The sequence below is a fragment of the Aeromonas sp. 600724 genome, assembly GCF_049175135.1.
Lineage (GTDB): Bacteria > Pseudomonadota > Gammaproteobacteria > Enterobacterales > Aeromonadaceae > Aeromonas > Aeromonas veronii_A.
In genome coordinates, this window is sequence record NZ_JAAKUM010000003.1 from 251,677 (window position 1) to 270,204 (window position 18,528).

An 18,528-nucleotide genomic window follows, 5' to 3' on the forward strand; every position below is an offset into this window, starting at 1 on the left:
CCTGTCCCATTTTCCTCCCGCCACTCTTCTCCCCCTTCGTGATACGCCTCACAACTTGAGTCATCGACCTTATTGGTCAGGCCAGTTTTAATGTCAAAACAGCCAATAGAGAATAATTCATTGAATTTAATCTCTTTTTAACCTGTCAAAAAACGTCATATCCAGTATCAACAGCGCCCTTCAGCACCAAATTAAACAACGACAGATTCAGGCCCAGTCAAGGTTCAAGCGCCTACCGTGTGGCTATCGGACCCTTTCCGATTTCCATAGAACCGACCACAGGTTCGGAAGTGTTTACATCAGAGGAAATAAGGATATGAAAAAGTCTGCACTGACTATGGCCATCTCCAGCTTGCTGCTGGCCAGTGGCGCCCACGCTGCTACCGTTTACAACCAGAACGACACCAAGCTGGATATCGGTGGCCGTGCCCAGGGTGCCTACTACGGCACTGACAACAACAGCGCCGAAGGAGATCAGAGCTACTTCCGTCTGCACGTTGCTGGCGAGACCAAGATCGCTCCCGAGATGAAGGCATTCGGCTTTGCCGAATACAACCTGCCGACCTCCGGTTCTGACAACGATGAACTGCGTTACGCCTATGCCGGCATCCAGCACGATCGCTTCGGTGCCTTCAGTTATGGCCGTCAGGATGGTCTGTTCACCAAGGCCGTAAACAACTATACCGACGTACTGCCCGAATGGGGTGGTGATGGCCTGGGCAAAGATACCGAAGTATTCGGTACCGGCCGTACCAACGGTCTGGCTCAGTACATCTTCAACTACGAAGGTCTGACTCTGGGTGCCCAGTTCACTGGTAACAATACCCCGCAAAATGCTGGCCGCAGCGCCATTGCCGAGTCCTTCAACGGTAACCTCTACAACGGTGAGAGCTGGAACAGCACTGGTTCCAAAGAGGGCTTTGCCTTCTCTGCCAACTATGACTTCGATATGGGTCTGAGCCTAGGCGCTGCATACAACCAGGCTGGCAAAACTGCCGAACAGGCCCGCTACGCAGCCTTTGGCGGCGAGAAAGATGCCAAGCTGATGGGCTTCGGTGCCAAATATGCTGCAGGCGACCTCTATCTGGCGGCAACCTATTCCCACGGTGAGAACCACCTGTTCGTCAACAACGGCTACGCCGAGAAGATGGATGGTTACGAAGCCGTTGCCCAGTACACCATCGGCAAATTCAAGCCTTCTCTGGCTTACCTGCGCACTGACGTCAAAGATACTGCCCACGGCATTGACGACACCTACACCGAGTACGTATCCATCGGTGCCTGGTACAACTTTACCGAGAACTTCAACGCCTACGTTGACTACAAGCTGAACCTGCTTGACTCTGTTGATGGCAAGTCCACCAACTCTCTGGGCAAGAACACCGACGACGTTGTTGCTGTCGCCCTGCAGTACAACTTCTAAAAGGTTGACTGTCGGTTATACCCTGTGAAACCAATGTCTACTGTTTGAATTTCTTCCGGCCGCTCTGCGGCCGGTTTTTTATTGCGCGTTTTCAGCACCTTGCATATAACTATCGAGCGGATAGCTGTAATTTCAGCCCGTTGGACAAGCAAGGATGCGCAAAGAGGGGAGCAGGGATGACAGAGTTACTCGGAAAACGGTGGGGGCCACTGTGGCCAGTGTTACTGTTGCTGGTGAGCATCGGCTGGAGCGGGAATAGCGCCGCCAGTAGTGAGCGCAACCTCTATCAGCAGCTTGGGCTGGCCGGCAAACTCGACAGACAAACCTTTCAAAAAGCCCTTGTCAGCTATCAAAGCGTACGCAGCAAGCAAAAATCCATCCTGACCATCATTGATTACAGCAAGCCTTCGACTCAGCGCAGGCTGTTCGTCATCGACATGAAACGTCACAAACTGCTTTATCACACCTGGGTAAGCCATGGCCGCAACTCAGGTGAACTAGCCGCAGAGCGCTTTTCCAACCAGCTCAACTCCCGACAAAGCTCCCTCGGCGTCTATCGTACCGCAGAAACCTACTTGGGCAAGCATGGCTACTCCCTGCGGCTGGATGGGCTCAGCCCCGGCAAAAACTGCAATGCCCGCAAACGTGCCATCGTGGTGCATGGCGCCGCCTATGCCAGCCCAAACCATCTGCGCAAATATGACAAACTGGGCCGCAGCTGGGGCTGTCCCGCCCTGCCAAAGGAACAAGCCAGGGCCATCATAGATACCATAAAAGGGGGCAGTGTCATCTACGCCCACGGCTAACGGGCACAACACCATAAAACACAAGGCCAGCAATCGCTGGCCTTGTTTGTCACGCTCTCACACTAAACGGGACGAGTTATTGGCGCACCACCAGGACCGGGCACGGAGCATGACGCACCACGGATTCGGCAACGCTGCCTACCAGCAGATGGCTGATGCCGGAGCGGCCGTGACTCCCCATAACGATCAGTTCAACCTCGTCTTCCTTGGCCTGGATAATGATTTCATCCGCTGCCCTGCCAAAGCGAATATCAAACGTTGCCGGAATAGGCAGGGTGGCAATCAGCTCTTTGAGTTGGGCTCTGGCCTGACGCTCCATTTCGTGAGTGATCTCAACGGCTGTCATATGAAGAATTTTGTAACTGTCAAAGCCGTGCAGTTGGTCTACGACATGGATCAGCTTGAGCTGGGCCTCATGGCTCTGCGCCATGAATACGGCATAGTCGAGTACCGCCCGGGACATTTGGGAAAAATCGACAGGACAAAGCAGAGTTTTGATCGATGGCATAATGCAGTCTCCTCTACTGATTGGGGTACTATTGAATCTTGAGTTCATCATAACCATCAGATTGAAAATAACTCTCGACCCTGTCGCAAAATGAACATCAGGGATTTTTTCTGTACGCCGTCGCCATCAATGCCATGGTATAAAGTAGGGTATCAGTGTTTTTTCCTCTGCCCCAGCGAGGCCAGCTCTGACCATGCTACGCATCTGTCTGTTGCTCTGTTGTCTGTTCACTGCGGCGAATTGCCGGGCAGAGTCTATTGACGTTTATTGCGATGATTGGCCCGGTTTTTGTCAAAAGGATGGCAAAGGCCTCTATCTAGATCTGGTGCGAGCCATCTACCAGCCTCACGGCTATCAGGTAACCCCCCATATTGTGCCCTATAAGCGCGCTCTCGCTGTCATTGCAAAAAAAGGGGGAGATATCGCCATGGGGGTATATCGCGATGAAGTATCCGGCGTCCAGCAATCTCGCTATCCGGCATCAGCGGATGACCTGACCGTGTTCATGCTCAAGAAATGGCAACCCCAGTGGCAAGGGGAGAAAAGTCTGGAAGGGCAAACCGTGATATGGCGGCGGGGCTGGGCATTCGACAAGTACATTGCGGTCACCATGCAGTGGCATGAAATTGACAGCGATGAGCTGGCCCTGCAACTGCTTGGTAAAGAGCGATATCGCTTTTACCTCACTGCCGGCGTGCTCTATGTGGATGAGGCTATCCCTCCCGAGCTGCATCGCGTCTTCCTGCGCTGGATCCCGACCTATCCCATTTTTGCCGATACCCAGCAAGGCAACCGGATGTTACAGCTCTGGGATAAGGGAATGGTTGAGTTGATCCGCAGCGGGGGTCTGGCAGAGATCTATAAGCACTATCAGCTCTATGACTACTATCAGGGTTTTATCGAAGAACTGGAACAGAAAGTGGCTGCCAGTCCTGCAGACTGAATGATAACGTTGCGCTAATTACTCTCCCCTCATTCCCTTGGCCAAGCGGTCGTAGAGGATCACATTGACCGAGGCCGCCAGATTCATACAGCCACTGGTCGGCACATAAACCACATCTTTCACCGCGCCATAGAGGGCAGGATCGAGCGTACCATCCTCCGGCCCGAAGATATAAAAAGCGCGTTCCGGATGGACATAGTCGGGGAGCGGTGTAGCGCCGTCGATCAGATCGACCACCACGGGCACGCATCCCTGCGGGATAAACGCCATCAGATCATCCACCCCGAGCAGCGGGATCTTCTCCACCATCTGCTTGGTATCAGTGGCAAAGCGGCGCGCCAGCTCGAAGCGGTTGCCGGTGTAGTAGACCTCGTCCACCCCGTAACAACCCGCAGCCCGCATCACGGAACCGACATTTTCCGGGGACTTGGGATTGACCAACCCCACGCAGCAGAATGCACTCTTTTCCATCATCTCTCCTCATCTTGCGACGGCCATTATAAGCCGTTGCAGGGCCACCGACCCGTTAAAAGTCCCCTCCCCAGCTAAACCGCTTGCCAACCCAGCTTTGAATGTCGATTTTTTGTGCGCAAGCCGACAAATTTTGTACAAGCCGATAGCCAGCAAACGTTTCCCAGCAATAATGGACAAACGTTTGTAAATGGATGTTTGTCTATGACTGAGCGTGAACAAGAGATCCTAGCCCTGCTGCGTCAGGATCCCATGATTGCCCAGCAGGATCTGGCCGATCGCCTCGGCATCAGCCGCTCCGCGCTGGCCAGCCACATCTCCAGCCTGATCCGGCAGGGATATGTGCAAGGCAGAGGTTATGTACTGCGAGAAGGCCCCTACGTAGTGGTGATCGGCGGTGCCAATATGGATATTTGTGGCACCAGCCACGACAACCTGCTGCTCGGTGACTCCAACCCGGGCAAAGTGCGCACTTCAGCCGGTGGTGTCGGCCGCAATATCGCCGAGAATCTGGCGCGATTAGGGAGCGATACCCGGTTGCTGACTGCCGTCGGCAACGACCAGTATGGTCACCATCTGCTAGAGGTGAGTCAACGAGCCGGCGTCGATGTACGCCAGACCCTGGTGCTCGATGGCCACACTACCTCTTGCTACCTCAGCCTGCATGATGGCAGCGGCGAAATGAGCTGCGCCATCAACGACATGGCCATCATAGAGCAGCTCACCCCTGCCCGCCTGACCCCGCTCGGTGGCTTTCTCGGCGGTGCCCGGCTTTGGGTGCTCGACACCAATCTGGCCATCCACACCCTCGACTGGCTGTTCGAGCGGCAGGGAGAGCACGCCATCTTTGTCGATACCGTTTCGGTGGCCAAGGTGGAGAAGATCCGCCCCTGGCTCGGCAAGATCCACACCCTCAAACCCAATCGCAGTGAAGCCGAGCAGTTGTGCGGCATGACCATCGCCGGGCCCGAAACCTGGCCCATGGTGGCCGCCTGGTTCCACCTCGCCGGGGTCAAGCGACTGTTCCTCAGTCTGGGTGAACAGGGGATCTTTTACAGCGATGGCGAGCAACAGGGCCACCTGCCTGTGCTGGGTAGTCCGGTGCTCAACGTCACCGGCGGCGGGGATGCCTTTATGGCTGGCCTCGCCCACGCCTGGCTGCAAGAGCTCGACATTGCCCAAACCACCCGCTTTGCCTTGGGCTGCGCCGCCCTCACCGTCAATTGTTCCGATACCGTTTTTTCCGGTCTGAGCAAGACCGCCGTTGACCGCATACTGGAGGAGTACTCATGCTGAACGCTTACCTCGATATCCAACCGGAAGTGGCTGCCGCGCTAGCTGCTGGCAAACCGGTGGTTGCCCTCGAATCCACCATCATCTCCCACGGCATGCCCTATCCGCAGAACGTGGAGACGGCCCGTCAGGTGGAGCAGGTGGTGCGCGATAACGGATCCATTCCAGCCACCATCGCCATCCTCGATGGCCGCCTCAAGGTGGGACTGGATGCCGGTGCGCTGGAGGCCCTCGGTCGGGCTGGCCATGCGGTTACCAAGTGCAGCCGCCGCGACATTCCGTTCGTGCTGGCACGCAAGGGGATGGGGGCCACCACGGTCGCCTCGACCATGATCATCGCCGCCATGGCGGGGATCCGGGTCTTTGCCACCGGCGGGATCGGCGGGGTACATCGCGGCGCGCAGGAGACCTTCGATATCTCGGCCGATCTGCAGGAGCTGGCACAAACGCCGGTAGCCGTAGTCTGTGCCGGTGCCAAGTCGATCCTCGATATCGGGCTGACCCTGGAGTATCTGGAGACCCAGGGGGTACCGGTGATCGGCTATCAAACCGAGGAGCTGCCCGCCTTCTACACCCGCGAGAGCGGCTTCAAGGTCGATTATCGCCTCGATACCCCGGCAGCCATCGCCGAGGCGTTGCGCCTCAAGTGGGAGCTGGGACTGGCGGGCGGCGCCGTGGTGGCCAACCCCATCCCGAGCGCACACGCCATGCCAAAAGCCGATATCGACGCAGCCATTGCCCAAGCGCTGCGTGAAGCCGATGAGCAGGGGATCAAGGGCAAGGCCTCAACCCCCTTCCTGCTGGCTCGCGTCTGCGAGCTGACTGGCGGCAACTCGCTGGCGGCCAACATCCAGCTGGTACTGAACAACGCTGCCCTCGGTGCCCGGATCGCTGCCAGCCTGTGATCGCACGCCGATACCTCGCCATGTAAAAGAGGGCCTCGCGGCCCTCTTGTTGTTTTTGCTATCTGCAGCGCTATTGCAACGCTGTGTTATTGCAGTACCACGCGCCCATTGAGTGGCTGCACCGGCCGGTTGTTGGGGTGGTGCATCACCGCCTTGAATGCGTCGATCTGGGTCTGACTGACCTCAACCGGCTGCTTCATCACCAGCCAGCGCACTCCTTCCGAGCAGGGGGGCGTAGTAAGGGAACCGCTGAAGCGATAGTAGTCATGGCTTTCCGGCAGCAGTTGCTCAGCAGAGAGCGGCGCCTTGAGGGCCTGGATCTCCCCCACCTTGGCAGGTAATGCACTCCAAGCTGCCGCCAGCGCAGGATTGGCCTTGCCAGCCTCGAACATCACCGCCACCACGGCGATCTCTTCCTTGTCACTGACGTGCACCAGATGCCCTTCCAGCGGATAGGATTTGCCCTCGATGAGGTTTTCACTCGGGGCGTGGAAGTGGAACTGCTTGAGCTCAAACCTGGTGCCATCGAGTTGCAAAATGCTGCCCGGGGCATAACCGACCTGCACGGTATGACCATTGTTGACCACTGTGTTGCCACCCGCCTGATAGTGGAGTACCAGCGGGGCCAGTTTGGCCTCGACCAATCCGTTCAGGTCAACCGGCGACTGATTGCTACCCGCACACTGGCCAAACTCAGGGGTCAGCTTGGCCCAGTGGGCAGGCCCCACCTCACCGCTATATTCCCAATGGGGGGTGGCAGCAAACACGACAGGGCACAGCAACAGGGAGCAGGCCAACAGAGACTTTCTCATCATACATCCTTATCTTGATTGAAAAGCACGACCATCCCCTCCCCCGGATAGCGGGGCATGCAGAGATGGCATATCTGATACGCGGGATACAGAGCATCGGAGCGACTTTCTAATGGTAATGAGCACGGGCTGGTCAATCGGTTTGACCGCGGCTCAATACAGAGTCGTTTGGCAAGTATATGGTGAGGGATCGGCAGAGACAGTGAAAGAGGGGGAAATTAATCAGTCGGCTATCCACTCCTCCACTGGCAGGTGCGGGACAAGGTTCAGGGTGTCACGCTTTCATAACAACCATCCATCACAACCATCGCGGGAGTACGGGCTCCCGCGATGGTTGCCGATAACGGCAATTAACGGTCGCGATTCAGGGCGATCAGACGATCAAGAATCGCTTCACCATCGGCACGCAAACCGTTGTGCTCATACTCATTGGTGATCCAGGCGCGACTGTTGCCAAGCCCACGCAGGGTCTCACGACTGTAATCAAACTCCACATACATATCCTCGGCATAAACGGCGCATGCTACCGGCACCTGGTTGCGGGCCAGTTGGGCCGGATTATAGAGCGCCCCCCAGTCCGCCTTGTTGGCCAGCAGATGGGCCGCCTCTTTCAGGGGCAGCAACTCGCGGAACTGCTCGAACAACCAGGGGTAAACCATCTCGCCGGTGAAGGCGAAATCCTTGCCAGGCGCCCAGTTCACCGCAGGAAACTCCCCTCTGACCCGATCCGCCGCCCAGCGAGTCGCCTCCCCTTCGGCGTAGATAGCCTCGTGCAGAATGGCAAACAGCGGGTTGGTATTGAATGGCTGCATGCTCTGCACCTGATAGAGAAAGGCCGGGCTCAGCTTGTCACCGATAAAGGCCTCCTCCAGCAGGTAATAAAGCTCCTCGAAAGCACCCGTAGCGCCGAGATCCAGCCCTTGCTGCTGGAACTGCTCCACCGTCAGGCGCTGGCCGTTGGGCAGCCGCACATCGTGATGGTGCAGATGGTTGGCCAGCCGGTTGGCAATCCCCTGAGCGTGGGGGAAGCGGGCGAAGAAGGCACGGTTCTTGTCAGCCACCCTCTGGTAGGTGGCACGGTAAACCTCCTCGGCACTGCGGCTGATCGGCGCGATACCGCCGGTGATATAGACCTCCCGCAGGCTATCGGGGAAGAGCGAGAGATAGGTCAGGCAGCAAAAACCGCCAAAACTTTGCCCCAGCAGGCTCCAGCGATGCTTGGGGCTGAGCTCCTGCCGGATGAACTCAGCATCTTGCACTATGCTGTCGGCGCGAAAATGGCTGAGATACTCCGCCTGCTCGGTCGGTGTCATTTTGGCCAGAATATGCCCATGGATGGGGCTCGACATCCCGGTGCCACGCTGATCCAGCAGCAGCACTCTGAACTCCTGCAACGCCCGCTTGAGCCAACCACTGTTAGCCGTCGGGCGCGGCGCCCCGAATCCCGGCCCCCCTTGCAGAAACAGCAGCCAAGGGAGCTTGTCATCGAGTTTGTCTTTGCAGCAGAGGGTGCGGGCAAACAGGGTAATGCTGTCACCATCCGGCTCATCATGATCGAGGGGAACGGTAAAAAAGTGCGGCTCGCAATGAATGCCGTCCAGTACATAGCTCAAGGGGCTGTTCATCTGGGGTCTCTCCGTCAGGATGGGAACATCATTGACCCCATCATATCCTCGCCCAGCCACAGGGTCACTCCGGTTTTCCAAAATGTTAACAATGGCTTAAAGGTCGAAACATCACCAGACAAGCCGCTCTTCAACGGTGCTGAATTAATTGTTTTGCGGGGGAGATTGACGCCATGGCGCCATTCAACAAAGATGGCTCGCCTGCACAGGAGTGCAGCCATTCAGGCCGACAAAATGGATAAGGGAATGTGATGAAACCGAAGTGGATCAGGGCCAGAAAAAGAGAGAAGAAGCCATGCCCTGGCAGCATGTTGCAGACCGGAATGCTGCTGTTCAGTGCCACCTGTGGCGCGACGCTCTTTTTGGCAGCATGCAACAGCAACTAGAAATGAAAAAGCCCGCTCGATTGAGCGGGCTTTTCGAATTTGGCTCCTCCTACTGGACTTGAACCAGTGACATACGGATTAACAGTCCGCCGTTCTACCGACTGAACTAAGGAGGAATTGTGGTGCCCAGAGACGGAATCGAACCGCCGACACGGGGATTTTCAATCCCCTGCTCTACCGACTGAGCTATCTGGGCAACGGCGCGCATTAAACCCTTTCCAGCGCAGAGTGTCAACCATGATGGCACGATAAAAAGCACGTTCGCTCAACAACTGAACGCAATGAACGGTTATTAGCCGTTTCGGAGCAGAAATCTGCCTAACCGTGACCCGCCTCATATATGAATGATCACCAAACCGCGGGAAATCACGGCCTCTATAGCTTTGCCACATTGAGCCGAATCCACTCTGCGAGTATGCTTTGCCGCAATGATACCGCCTGGAGGCAACATGAGTCTGAATATGCAAGAGTGGCGTGAAGAGACCACCGAGATCGTCAACGAACTGCTGGCCGATGGCAGCAATCCCGATGCGGATTACGACATCGAGCACCACTTCGCCTGCCAGGATTTCGACCGTCTGGAAAAAGCAGCGGTTGACCTGTTCAAGGCCGGTTTTGAAGTGACCGATGCCGAAGAGATGGAACTGGATGACGGCGCCACCATCTTCTGCTTCGATGCCACCATCGAGTGCAAGCTGGATGTCGAAGCCATCGTTGCCGATATCGAAAAGATGCTGCCCATCCTGGAAAAATACGGGGTGGACTACGATGGCTGGGGCACCTACTTTCAGGATTGATCCCTGCCACAAACAGAGAGGCCACCTGCGGGTGGCCTCTCTGTTATTGCAGACTGTCACAAATAACTGGCGGCAAACTGCTCGGGCGGCAACGGGGGGCTGAACAGATAACCCTGTAGCCGATCACACCCCGCCTGGGTCAGCCACAACTGTTGCTCGACGGTTTCCACCCCTTCTGCAGTAATGCAGATCCCCAGCTCATGGCCAAGTCCGATGACCGATCTCACGATGGCGGTGGTGGCACTGTTGCTGACCAACCCCTGGGTGAAGCTGCGATCCAGCTTGAGCGTGGCGACCTTGAGCCTTGGCAGATAGGCCAGCGAGCAATACCCAGTACCGAAATCATCGATGGCCAGTTGAAAACCGGCGGCGATCAGGTTATCCAGGTTGGTCTCGATCTCATCGGCATTCTCCATCAAGACTCCTTCAGTGATCTCCAGCTCCAGCTGGCCTGCATTCAGACCATGACGGGCAATGCAGCCCTGCACCTGCTTGCAGAGCGCCGGATCACGAAACTGCAACGGCGAAAGGTTGATGGAGAGTACCATATCCGGCTGATCGGTTTGCCACTGGGCCAACTGAGCACACCCCAACTCCAGCATCAGTTGACCAAGTTGGCCGATGATCCCCATCTCTTCGGCCAGTGGAATAAATTCTTCCGGCGAGATCATGCCAAGTTCAGGATGCGGCCAGCGGCAAAGCAATTCTGCACCACAAAGCTGATGGGTTGTGCTGCTGATAATGGGTTGGTAGACGGCAACCAGCTGGGATGACTTGATGGCGAGCGGTAACTGGGCGGCGATCAGTTGACGCCGCTTGAGCCGGGCGTGCAGCGCCGGATCAAACAGAGTGCAGTACTGCTGCTGCCGCTTGCCCTGCGCCAGCGCCGCTTCAGCATGGCTGAGCAACCGCTCGGCATCGCTTGCCCGCCCCTGAGCCAGCCCCAGAAACACCGGGATCTGGATACGATGCTCTTCCACCTGATAGTACTCCATCAACTGCTGCTGCAGATGCTGGTTCCACTCCTGCAACGGCTCGTTGAAATCGGGGAGTAACAGACAGAAGTCATCGGCAGCCACCCGGCAGAGCAAGGTTCGCGGCGGAACCAATTGCTGTAGTCGCTTGGCCACCTGGCTCAGCAGGCGATCAGCAATCCGGATCCCGAAGCGATCGTTAACCTCACGAAAGTGGTGCAGATCGACCAGCACCAGTGTGGCGCTGCGGCCCCCCAAATGGCGGCTGGTCTGCAAGAAACGGGAGAGTTTGAGCAGCCCGGTGAGGCTGTCGTAGTGCTGCTCCTGCTGCAACTGTGCCTGAGTGGTGCGCAAGCCAGTGATATCGCGCCCCAGCGTCAGGATCCCGAGGGAGTGACCATCCCCATCGGGGACATCGACCCGGGTGATCTCCATATGCCGTCCCTGCCCTCTGGCATCCAGCAGACAACATTCGCCGTGGCCCATCCCTTGGGGTGCCGCCAGCCGGAACGGCAGCTGCTGACCCAGCACCTCATCCGCCCCCTGACCAATAAAGTCGAGAAACGCCTGGTTGCACTCCAGCAACACACCGTTGTGATCATCGAAACGGATCAGGTCAGGGATGGCATCGAGCAGAAAACGCTGCAACACCTGCTGTTTTTTGACCGTCTGTTCCAGGTGCTTGCGCTGGGCAATCTCGTTGACCATTCCGAATACGGCATATGGCTCACCCTGAGCCGTGTAAAGCGGGATCTTGTGCACCTCCATCCAGCAGGTCTCACCGCCCCGATTACAGTGCAACTGTTGATGAAGCAAGGGAACGCCCCCCGTCAGCAACTGCGCGTCCTCGGTACGAAATACATCGCCCCATGGCATCTCTGCATCACTCTTGCCGACCACCTCGGCGGGTGAACCCAGCTTGGCCTCAATGGCAAATTCACGATTGGCAAACAGGTAGCGACCATGCCTATCACGACAGAAGATACTCATTGGCAACTGGTCGATGATCTGCTGAAGCAGATCCGGGGTAAGCATGTTGGTCACAGGGGCGCTTATGGAGGAATTTCGAGCAAATCTATGATAGCAAACCAATTTTGTAAAGCACCCCCGGTAACCCCTCCGTTTACACCGATGCAGCACGCATGCTGACAGAGGTTGTCGCTCAGGTGATAATAGGCACCGGTTGGCCAATGGCCTGATAAATGGACGAGAGAAGCAAGATGAAAAAGATGATGGGGTGCGCATTGGCGCTGCTGCTGGCAGGTTGTGCTGGCGACAATAACGGTGGTGAGGAATATCGCTACAACCCGCCGGTCGCCAAGGCGACCAACAATACCCAGGAGATGGCGATCCCGGTGGATCTGGTGTGGGCTCGCGCCGAAAAGTGGTTCACCGACCACGGCCTCACCATCGAAAACAGTCAGCGCGGTGCCGGCCTGATGACCGCCAATGTCAACCAGTCGGCCGACGGACTTGAGTGGCTGGACTGCGGCACCATGGGTTCCAAAGTAGCACTGGGCAACCCTGACCTGCAGATCAACCTGATCATCACCCAGAGCGGCAACAGCAGCGTGGCCACCGTCAACGTCAAAGGCAACACCGAGCTGTTCTTTGTGGAATCCTCAGGCGAGCGCGTATCAGCCCCGTCCATCAAGCCGGTCTGCGTCTCCCGCGGCACCCTTGAGCAGAGCCTGTTTGCCACACTCGGCAACTAATTTCGCCTCCCTGCCAAGATAAAAAAAGCGGCAGATTGCTCTGCCGCTTTTTTACTGTCCCGAGTTGGGCTTACTTGTCGATATCGAGCATGTTGTTGGTCAACATGTAATCGATCACTTGGTTGGCAGTAGTACCTGCCCCCCCCGTCAGACTATCGAAAGTATGGTTCATCAGCACTATTTCCTGAGTCACCGACGCAGTACTGCTCTCCTTGACCTGTAGATGTACCCCTTCATTGTCCTGGAACACCGACAGCAGGCTCTTCAGATCGTTCTGGTTACGAGAACCGTCGTGATCCAACAGGTCGCTCAGATCCAGCTTGTCACCTTCCGCCTTGGAGAAGTCGACCACGTAATCCTTGGCAACGCTGCCTGCGGCGGTATCGCCCTGCAGCCAGGTGAAGGTATCGGCACCGCTATCCCCCTTGAGAATGTCATTGCCAAGCCCACCAACCAGGATGTCATTGCCCAGACCACCGATCAGGTTATCGTCGCCAATACCACCAAACAGGGTATCGTTGCCGCTGCCACCGTACAGGGTATCGTTGCCGCTCTCGCCATACAGGGTGTCGTTGCCGGCACCACCGAACAGGATGTCGTTGCCGGCACCACCGAACAGGAAGTCATCGCCACCCTGACCGAACAGGATGTCGTTGCCATCCCCGCCAATCAGCACGTCCGCCTTGTCATTGCTGGAGGACTGATCGAACTCGCTGGCATGGTCCGTGATGTAGTCATGGACCTGGGCATCGGTCACCGAGCCTGCGCCCAGCTTGCCGGCCACATACTGCTTGATGGCCGCGTAGCCTTCACCATTGATACCGGCGAAGTGGATGGCATCCCCGAACAGGATGTCGTCGCCAGCACCGCCGTCGATCCGGTCACTGCCCGGCAGGTTATTCACCGAGGTGCCCAAGATGGCGTTGGCCAAATCGCTGGCGTTGACGCCGGTCATGATGACGCCGTCAGAGTCATAGGACTTGAGATCGTTGTAGGAGATGTTGGCCCCCAGTCCGATCGCTTCTACCGTAACCCCCATCCCAGTAAGCAGCCCAAAACCTGCTACCGAGTTATTGATAGTTGAGCTGGAGGTAGTGCCGCCATCACCATCCAGTGTTGAGTAGGTATATCCCCCCCTACCATCCGGACGCATAAAACCGATCGGGTTGCTGTATCTACCATCGGCATACACTCGGCCAGCGCTGTCGATGATGGTGTAGCCATTGGAGCTATATACCCGACCCGGAATATAGGTGCCACCAAGCAGACTGTTGAGATAGACGTCATAGCTGCTACCTGAGAAATTCAATACCCTCGGGTTGGAGCCTTCGTTACCGAGGTAATAAGTTGGCTGACCATCGGTAATGAAATAGGACAGATTCTTGGCATTACTGTTACTTTGAGCCGTAGAACTACTGAACCAGTTGGCAACCGTCTTGAACACATCTTCATAGTTGGTCCCCCCTCCGCTACTCATGGAATCGATTACAGCCTGCAGCTGATTCAAGGCATTGCTGTCTTTCAGGTTCACACTAATACTGGCATTCGACAGAGCATCAAAGTCAACCAGCATGATGTTGACTGTACCAGCCCCTTCGCTACCTGCGCTCGCTTTGAGGCTGGCGAAGATCTGTGCCAACTGGCTCTTGATGGTGTTCATGGCGCTGGTGCCGATACTGCCCGAGCTGTCGACCATAAAGGCGATGTTGTAGTTCTGGCCCGGCAGTACCACGCTGCCATCCAGATCCCCGACCACGATATTGTGCTCGTTGCCATAGGTGCGGTTCTGATCGCCCGGCTCCCCTTCGGTGGAAAGGAAGTAGCTCATGCGGATCGAATCCTGATCCGATGCACTGCTGGTCTGATCGGTCGCCACTTCCTTGGCAATGGCTTCTACCTTGAGGTCGAACTGGCCGGCACTGCTGCCCGGCACCCGCAGGGTCAGACCGGTCAGTTTGACGTCCAACGCGCTCTGGTTCCACAGACCGGTCAGCGTCAGCGTGCCATCGGCCCCCACGGTACCTAGCACGGTGGAGCCCTGATAGAGGGTCGACCCCATCGGCATGCCGGTCAGCACCAGGCTGTCGAACTGCTCGCTACCATCACGGTCGGTCAGGGAAGCAGTGATCTCGAGCGGGTAATCCACCACACTCGGCTGTACCGCCGTCAGGGTGCCGTCGGTCTGGTTGAACTGGTAAATGCCGTCATCAAACTGCACCAACTCGATGTCGTAGAGCGACTTACTGATGGTGACGCCGTTCTCCTTCACCAGGAAGTTGAAACCGCCGTCACTTCTGCGCTCGATGACATAGTTGGCACGCGAACCCATCAGTACGGCCAGGTCGGTACCGGCGCCGCCAAACAGGGTGTCGCCACCCAATCCGGCCACCAGGATATCGTTGCCGGTACCGCCGTCGAGGGTGTCACCTGAGGTGGAGTTGCCACCGACCAGCACGTCATTGCCAGCACCGCCGACGAAGTAATCGCCGCCGCCCTTCACGCTGACGATATAGTCATTGCCGTTGCCGCCCACCACTTGATCCTGACTGGTGGTGCTGTCGGTCAGACTATTGGTGATGCCAAAGTTGCCCTTGTTGAAGTTGCCGCTCTGGAACGCCCCGGTGGAGATGCCGGACGACGGGTACTGGGTATAAAGCGGGACGCCGTTGCCGGTCAGGCTGATGTCGACCACCGGCTTGTCCGCGACCGCCGTGATATCGATCACCAGCTTGCCTGAGTTACTCAGGTTGGCACCATCGCTGATCTGGTAACCCAGAGTGGCGTAGTCCCCTTGCTGGTTGCCCGTCGTCGTACCGCCACCATTGAGGGCATTGCTGCTGGATTCATTGAGACTAGGCACAAAGCGCAGATGGCCGCTGTCGATATCGGCGTAGGAGACAAGATCCCCCACCTTCACTGCAATCCACTGGCCAGCAGCGTTCAGGTATTCCAGCTTGCCGCTCAGCGGCAGGGTGTTGATCTGCACGCTCAGGTCAGAAGCGGCCTGATCATCGCTGGCACCAAACTGGGCCCACTTCAGCACCAGTGGCGCGTCCTCCTTGCCGGCACTGTAGCCACCCGTGGTCACCGGCGCCCGATCGTTGTCCACTATGGTGCCGGTCCCGCTCTGCCCACCGATGGTCACCGAGAGGGTCTCGTTCGTTTCGACCAAGCGATCGTTCACCGTCGGGATGGTCACAGTGAAGTCCGACACGCCGGCTGGTACCGTGATCTTGCCGGTAGTGCTGTTATAGGTCACACCATTGCTGAACTGGGCATTGCCCCAATCCTGGTTGGAGGCGGAGTTGTTACCCGAACCACGAATGGCGAAATCGTATTCAGTCGCTTCCTGGGTCGCATCTGACAGGGTGACTTTGTGCAGCAGATTGCCCCCTTCGGTTACGCTCTCGCTGGAGACTCCCTGAACCAGCGGCGTGAAGAGAGGCTTGGTTGCAAAGGAGCCAATGCTGGCGTCGCCGTCACCATCCACCACCCGGACCTGGAAGTCGATGTCGCCATCACCCAGAGGTTTGGACATGCGCTGATACTGGAAGAACTCCCACTTGCCTGTGGCCGGCGTAAACTCCAGCTTGAAGATGAGGTTGCCGTCCGCATCCTTCCCGACCAGGGTATTAGCGCCGCTGGCGGTGATGGCGATGGCAGAACCGGAAGCCGTTCGCAGACCATTTTCGAAGGTTGCCGGGTCCATTACCAGCCCGATGGAGCCCTTGCCATCCGCCCCCCACTGCGGGGTCACGGTGCCAGAACCATAGGCAATTGCCTGCGCCGTGTTGGAACCGAGGAACTCGATGCTCTGTACGGTGAAGTCGCTGTTGTCGGAGGTATTGGTGCTGCCGTTGTTGGTCGCCTTGATCACCATGGTATCAAAGCCACCCTGCTGCACCTGGAAGTTCTGGTTGAACTCCCCACCCGATGCGTTGGAGTTGAATACCAGGGTACTGATCAGTACACCACCGCGATAGAACTCCACGACCCCGCTCTCCAGCTCGCCGCCAAACATCTTGCTGAACTTGATGTTGGCGCCGTAGGCAACCTTGCCCGCATCCAGCCTGACGATCAGCTGCTCGGAGGCGGACGATCCGTCGGCAAAGTGACGGAAGTCAATCTCGTTGGCGAGGTTGTGGTAAGGCGCAGCTCCGCTGGCCACCCCCAGCCCCGAGCTGGAACCGTTGACCACCGCCGTTACCAGTGAGGAGTCTGTTGCCGACTTGAAGCCCAGGGCGCTGATAGTAAAGCCCGCCATGTTCAGAGTGCTCTGGTTGCCACTGTACTTGGTCAGGTCAAAGAGCCCGGTCAGCACGTTCGGAATATCGGTCTTCACCACGGAAACGGCATCGCTGTTGTCAGCAATGGGGGAGTCGTCCTCAACACTGACATCCAGCTTGTCCTTGGTGACGCCGCTGCCATCGGAGACCTCCACATCCAGCTGGAACGACAACTTGTCTTCCGAGGTCGTATCCCCGTGGTCGAGGGGACCTTTGAGGGTCACGTCATAGGTCCACTCACCCTTTCCACTGGCATTGGGTGCCGTCAGCTTGACCTCGACCACAGCCTTGTAATCGGCGCCGCCAATCACCCCTGTGTAGCCAACCAGCGTCTTGCTGCCCGCATCCCAGCTCCACTGGACCTTTGCCCCACCGGACGTCAGCCCGGCCGGTCCATTCAAGGAAATGTTGAGTGTGCTGCTGTCGATGTCGCCCACCGAGAGGGTACCGGACGCCTTGATGGCATTGGTGGTATCCGGATTGCCGACCGTGTCGGCAATGCCGTTTGCCAACCCCTCTTCAGAGACGACAACCCCGTTGGAGATGGTCAGCGTCGGCAGATCGTTGACCGCATCCACCTTGATGGTCACGGTTGCGGGACTCGCATCCACGGCGCCGTCGTTGTCTACCGCCGCATAGTTGAAGCTGGTGTTGCCGTTCCAGTTCGTATTCGGTGTGAAGGTGAGGTTGCCGGCGTCCGCTACCGCAATGCTCTGATCCACTGTCACCGCAACCCCGTTCAGATAGAGGATGCCGTTGGCAGGCAGGCTCTTGATGGTGAAACTCACCACGTTGCCATCAATGTCGCTGCCACTGAGGGTCGGAATGGCGATGCTGGCTGCATCTTCCTGGCCGTTTGCCTGCTTGTTCGCCGTCTCCGGCGCTTCATTCAGGATCTGCGCGTTGTCGCTGCCCGGCTGTGAGACGTTGCCCGCCTTGTCGGTCTGGGTCGCCGTCACCGTCAGCGACTTGCCGTTGGCCGGGGTCGTTTCCGTCCAGCTGATGGTGCCGTTCTGATAGCCGTAGCTCTTGCCATTGCTTGCCAGCAGGGTGCCATCGGCCTTGAGCGTCAATTGGACAGTGCTGTTCACCCCGCCATTGTTGATAGTCAGCGTCACCTTGCCGCCCGCAACCAGGTCTGCGTGATTGATCCCGGCACGTACCTGGATCTGATCATTGCCAATCTCGGCCTTGGTCAGCATTTGGTCATTATTGGTGTCATCAACGATGGTCACGGTCGGTGCTGAGGAAGCTACGCTGTCCAGGATCGCCTCTTCCTTGTCGCTCGCCGGGTTGCCCGCCTGGTCGGTCACGTCCGCCTTCACGGTGAACTTGCCATCCGCCAGGCCACTGGCGCCCAGGTCTACGGTGGTGCTGAACTTGCCGCCGCTCACGGTCGCCTCGAAGGTCACCGACTTGCCGTTCACGTCGGTCACGGTCAGGGTGACCTTCTGGCCATCTTCCACGTTGCTGGTCGTGCCCTTGAGCTCGACCGCCTTGGCTTCATCCACCGACAGGTTGCCATCGCCAATCGCCGCCAGGTCGATGCTCGGCAGGTCAGCGTTGTCGCTGTCCAGGATCGCA

13 protein-coding genes and 2 tRNA genes are annotated in these 18,528 nt (G+C 57.4%); 7 read left to right on the forward strand and 8 right to left on the reverse strand.

What is annotated here, in order from left to right:
- Positions 1-316 precede the first annotated feature (316 nt).
- Together G5168_RS04635 and G5168_RS04640 are read left to right on the forward strand one after the other, a co-directional pair.
- Positions 317-1,423 carry a porin gene (locus G5168_RS04635; RefSeq protein ID WP_227342031.1) on the forward strand — a complete coding sequence of 369 codons (1,107 nt, stop codon included), beginning with the start codon at positions 317-319 and terminating at the stop codon, positions 1,421-1,423.
- A gap of 176 nt (positions 1,424-1,599) precedes the next feature.
- Positions 1,600-2,229: a murein L,D-transpeptidase catalytic domain family protein gene (locus G5168_RS04640; protein WP_216952974.1), complete on the forward strand. Its 630-nt coding sequence runs from the start codon at positions 1,600-1,602 to the stop codon at positions 2,227-2,229.
- A gap of 76 nt (positions 2,230-2,305) precedes the next feature.
- Here the strand turns inward: G5168_RS04640 and G5168_RS04645 are convergent, their stop codons facing one another.
- A complete protein-coding gene (locus tag G5168_RS04645; RefSeq protein ID WP_216952973.1) occupies positions 2,306-2,737 on the reverse strand; it encodes a universal stress protein in 432 nt (143 codons plus the stop codon).
- Positions 2,738-2,930: 193 nt separating this feature from the next.
- Here G5168_RS04645 and G5168_RS04650 point away from each other — a divergent pair, with 193 nt between their 5' ends.
- Positions 2,931-3,680 carry a substrate-binding periplasmic protein gene (locus G5168_RS04650; RefSeq protein WP_216961110.1) on the forward strand — a complete coding sequence of 250 codons (750 nt, stop codon included), beginning with the start codon at positions 2,931-2,933 and terminating at the stop codon, positions 3,678-3,680.
- 18 nt (positions 3,681-3,698) lie between these two features.
- Here G5168_RS04650 and G5168_RS04655 read toward each other — a convergent pair whose 3' ends face one another.
- The gene (locus G5168_RS04655; RefSeq protein ID WP_216954310.1) at positions 3,699-4,151 is read right to left on the reverse strand and encodes an RNA methyltransferase; all 453 of its coding nucleotides are present in this window, start codon (positions 4,149-4,151) and stop codon (positions 3,699-3,701) included.
- Positions 4,152-4,355: 204 nt separating this feature from the next.
- Between G5168_RS04655 and G5168_RS04660 the strand changes: the two genes are divergently transcribed.
- Together G5168_RS04660 and G5168_RS04665 are read left to right on the forward strand one after the other, a co-directional pair.
- The gene (locus G5168_RS04660; RefSeq protein ID WP_421208848.1) at positions 4,356-5,447 is read left to right on the forward strand and encodes a PfkB family carbohydrate kinase; all 1,092 of its coding nucleotides are present in this window, start codon (positions 4,356-4,358) and stop codon (positions 5,445-5,447) included.
- Positions 5,441-6,349, forward strand: a complete 909-nt coding sequence (locus G5168_RS04665) for a pseudouridine-5'-phosphate glycosidase (protein WP_421208849.1) — start codon at positions 5,441-5,443, stop codon at positions 6,347-6,349. The genes G5168_RS04660 and G5168_RS04665 overlap by 7 nt, the downstream gene beginning before the upstream one ends.
- 86 nt (positions 6,350-6,435) lie before the next feature.
- Here the strand turns inward: G5168_RS04665 and G5168_RS04670 are convergent, their stop codons facing one another.
- The 4 genes from G5168_RS04670 to G5168_RS04685 form a co-directional block, all read right to left on the reverse strand.
- On the reverse strand, positions 6,436-7,161 hold the full coding sequence (locus G5168_RS04670) for a carbonic anhydrase (RefSeq protein ID WP_421208853.1): 726 nt from the start codon (positions 7,159-7,161) through the stop codon (positions 6,436-6,438).
- Between the two features lie 350 nt (positions 7,162-7,511).
- Complete coding sequence (locus tag G5168_RS04675; RefSeq protein ID WP_421251893.1) at positions 7,512-8,786, reverse strand: alpha/beta hydrolase; 1,275 nt, start codon at positions 8,784-8,786, stop codon at positions 7,512-7,514.
- A 426-nt stretch (positions 8,787-9,212) separates the two neighbouring features.
- Positions 9,213-9,288 (reverse strand) — tRNA-Asn (locus G5168_RS04680).
- Positions 9,289-9,292: 4 nt separating this feature from the next.
- Positions 9,293-9,368 (reverse strand) — tRNA-Phe (locus tag G5168_RS04685).
- 265 nt (positions 9,369-9,633) lie between these two features.
- On the opposite strand from G5168_RS04685, the gene rraB reads away from it, so the two are divergent.
- Positions 9,634-9,969, forward strand: a complete 336-nt coding sequence (rraB, locus tag G5168_RS04690; RefSeq protein ID WP_216954308.1) for a ribonuclease E inhibitor RraB — start codon at positions 9,634-9,636, stop codon at positions 9,967-9,969.
- A gap of 56 nt (positions 9,970-10,025) precedes the next feature.
- Here rraB and G5168_RS04695 read toward each other — a convergent pair whose 3' ends face one another.
- Positions 10,026-11,978 (reverse strand): sensor domain-containing protein, encoded by a 1,953-nt coding sequence (locus G5168_RS04695; protein WP_410489652.1) that lies wholly within the window; start codon positions 11,976-11,978, stop codon positions 10,026-10,028.
- Positions 11,979-12,163: 185 nt separating this feature from the next.
- Here G5168_RS04695 and G5168_RS04700 point away from each other — a divergent pair, with 185 nt between their 5' ends.
- The gene (locus G5168_RS04700; protein ID WP_216952967.1) at positions 12,164-12,658 is read left to right on the forward strand and encodes a hypothetical protein; all 495 of its coding nucleotides are present in this window, start codon (positions 12,164-12,166) and stop codon (positions 12,656-12,658) included.
- Between the two features lie 70 nt (positions 12,659-12,728).
- Here the strand turns inward: G5168_RS04700 and G5168_RS04705 are convergent.
- Positions 12,729-18,528, reverse strand: a 5,800-nt coding sequence (locus G5168_RS04705; RefSeq protein WP_421251894.1) for a type I secretion C-terminal target domain-containing protein, incomplete at its 5' end; no start/stop codon positions are given.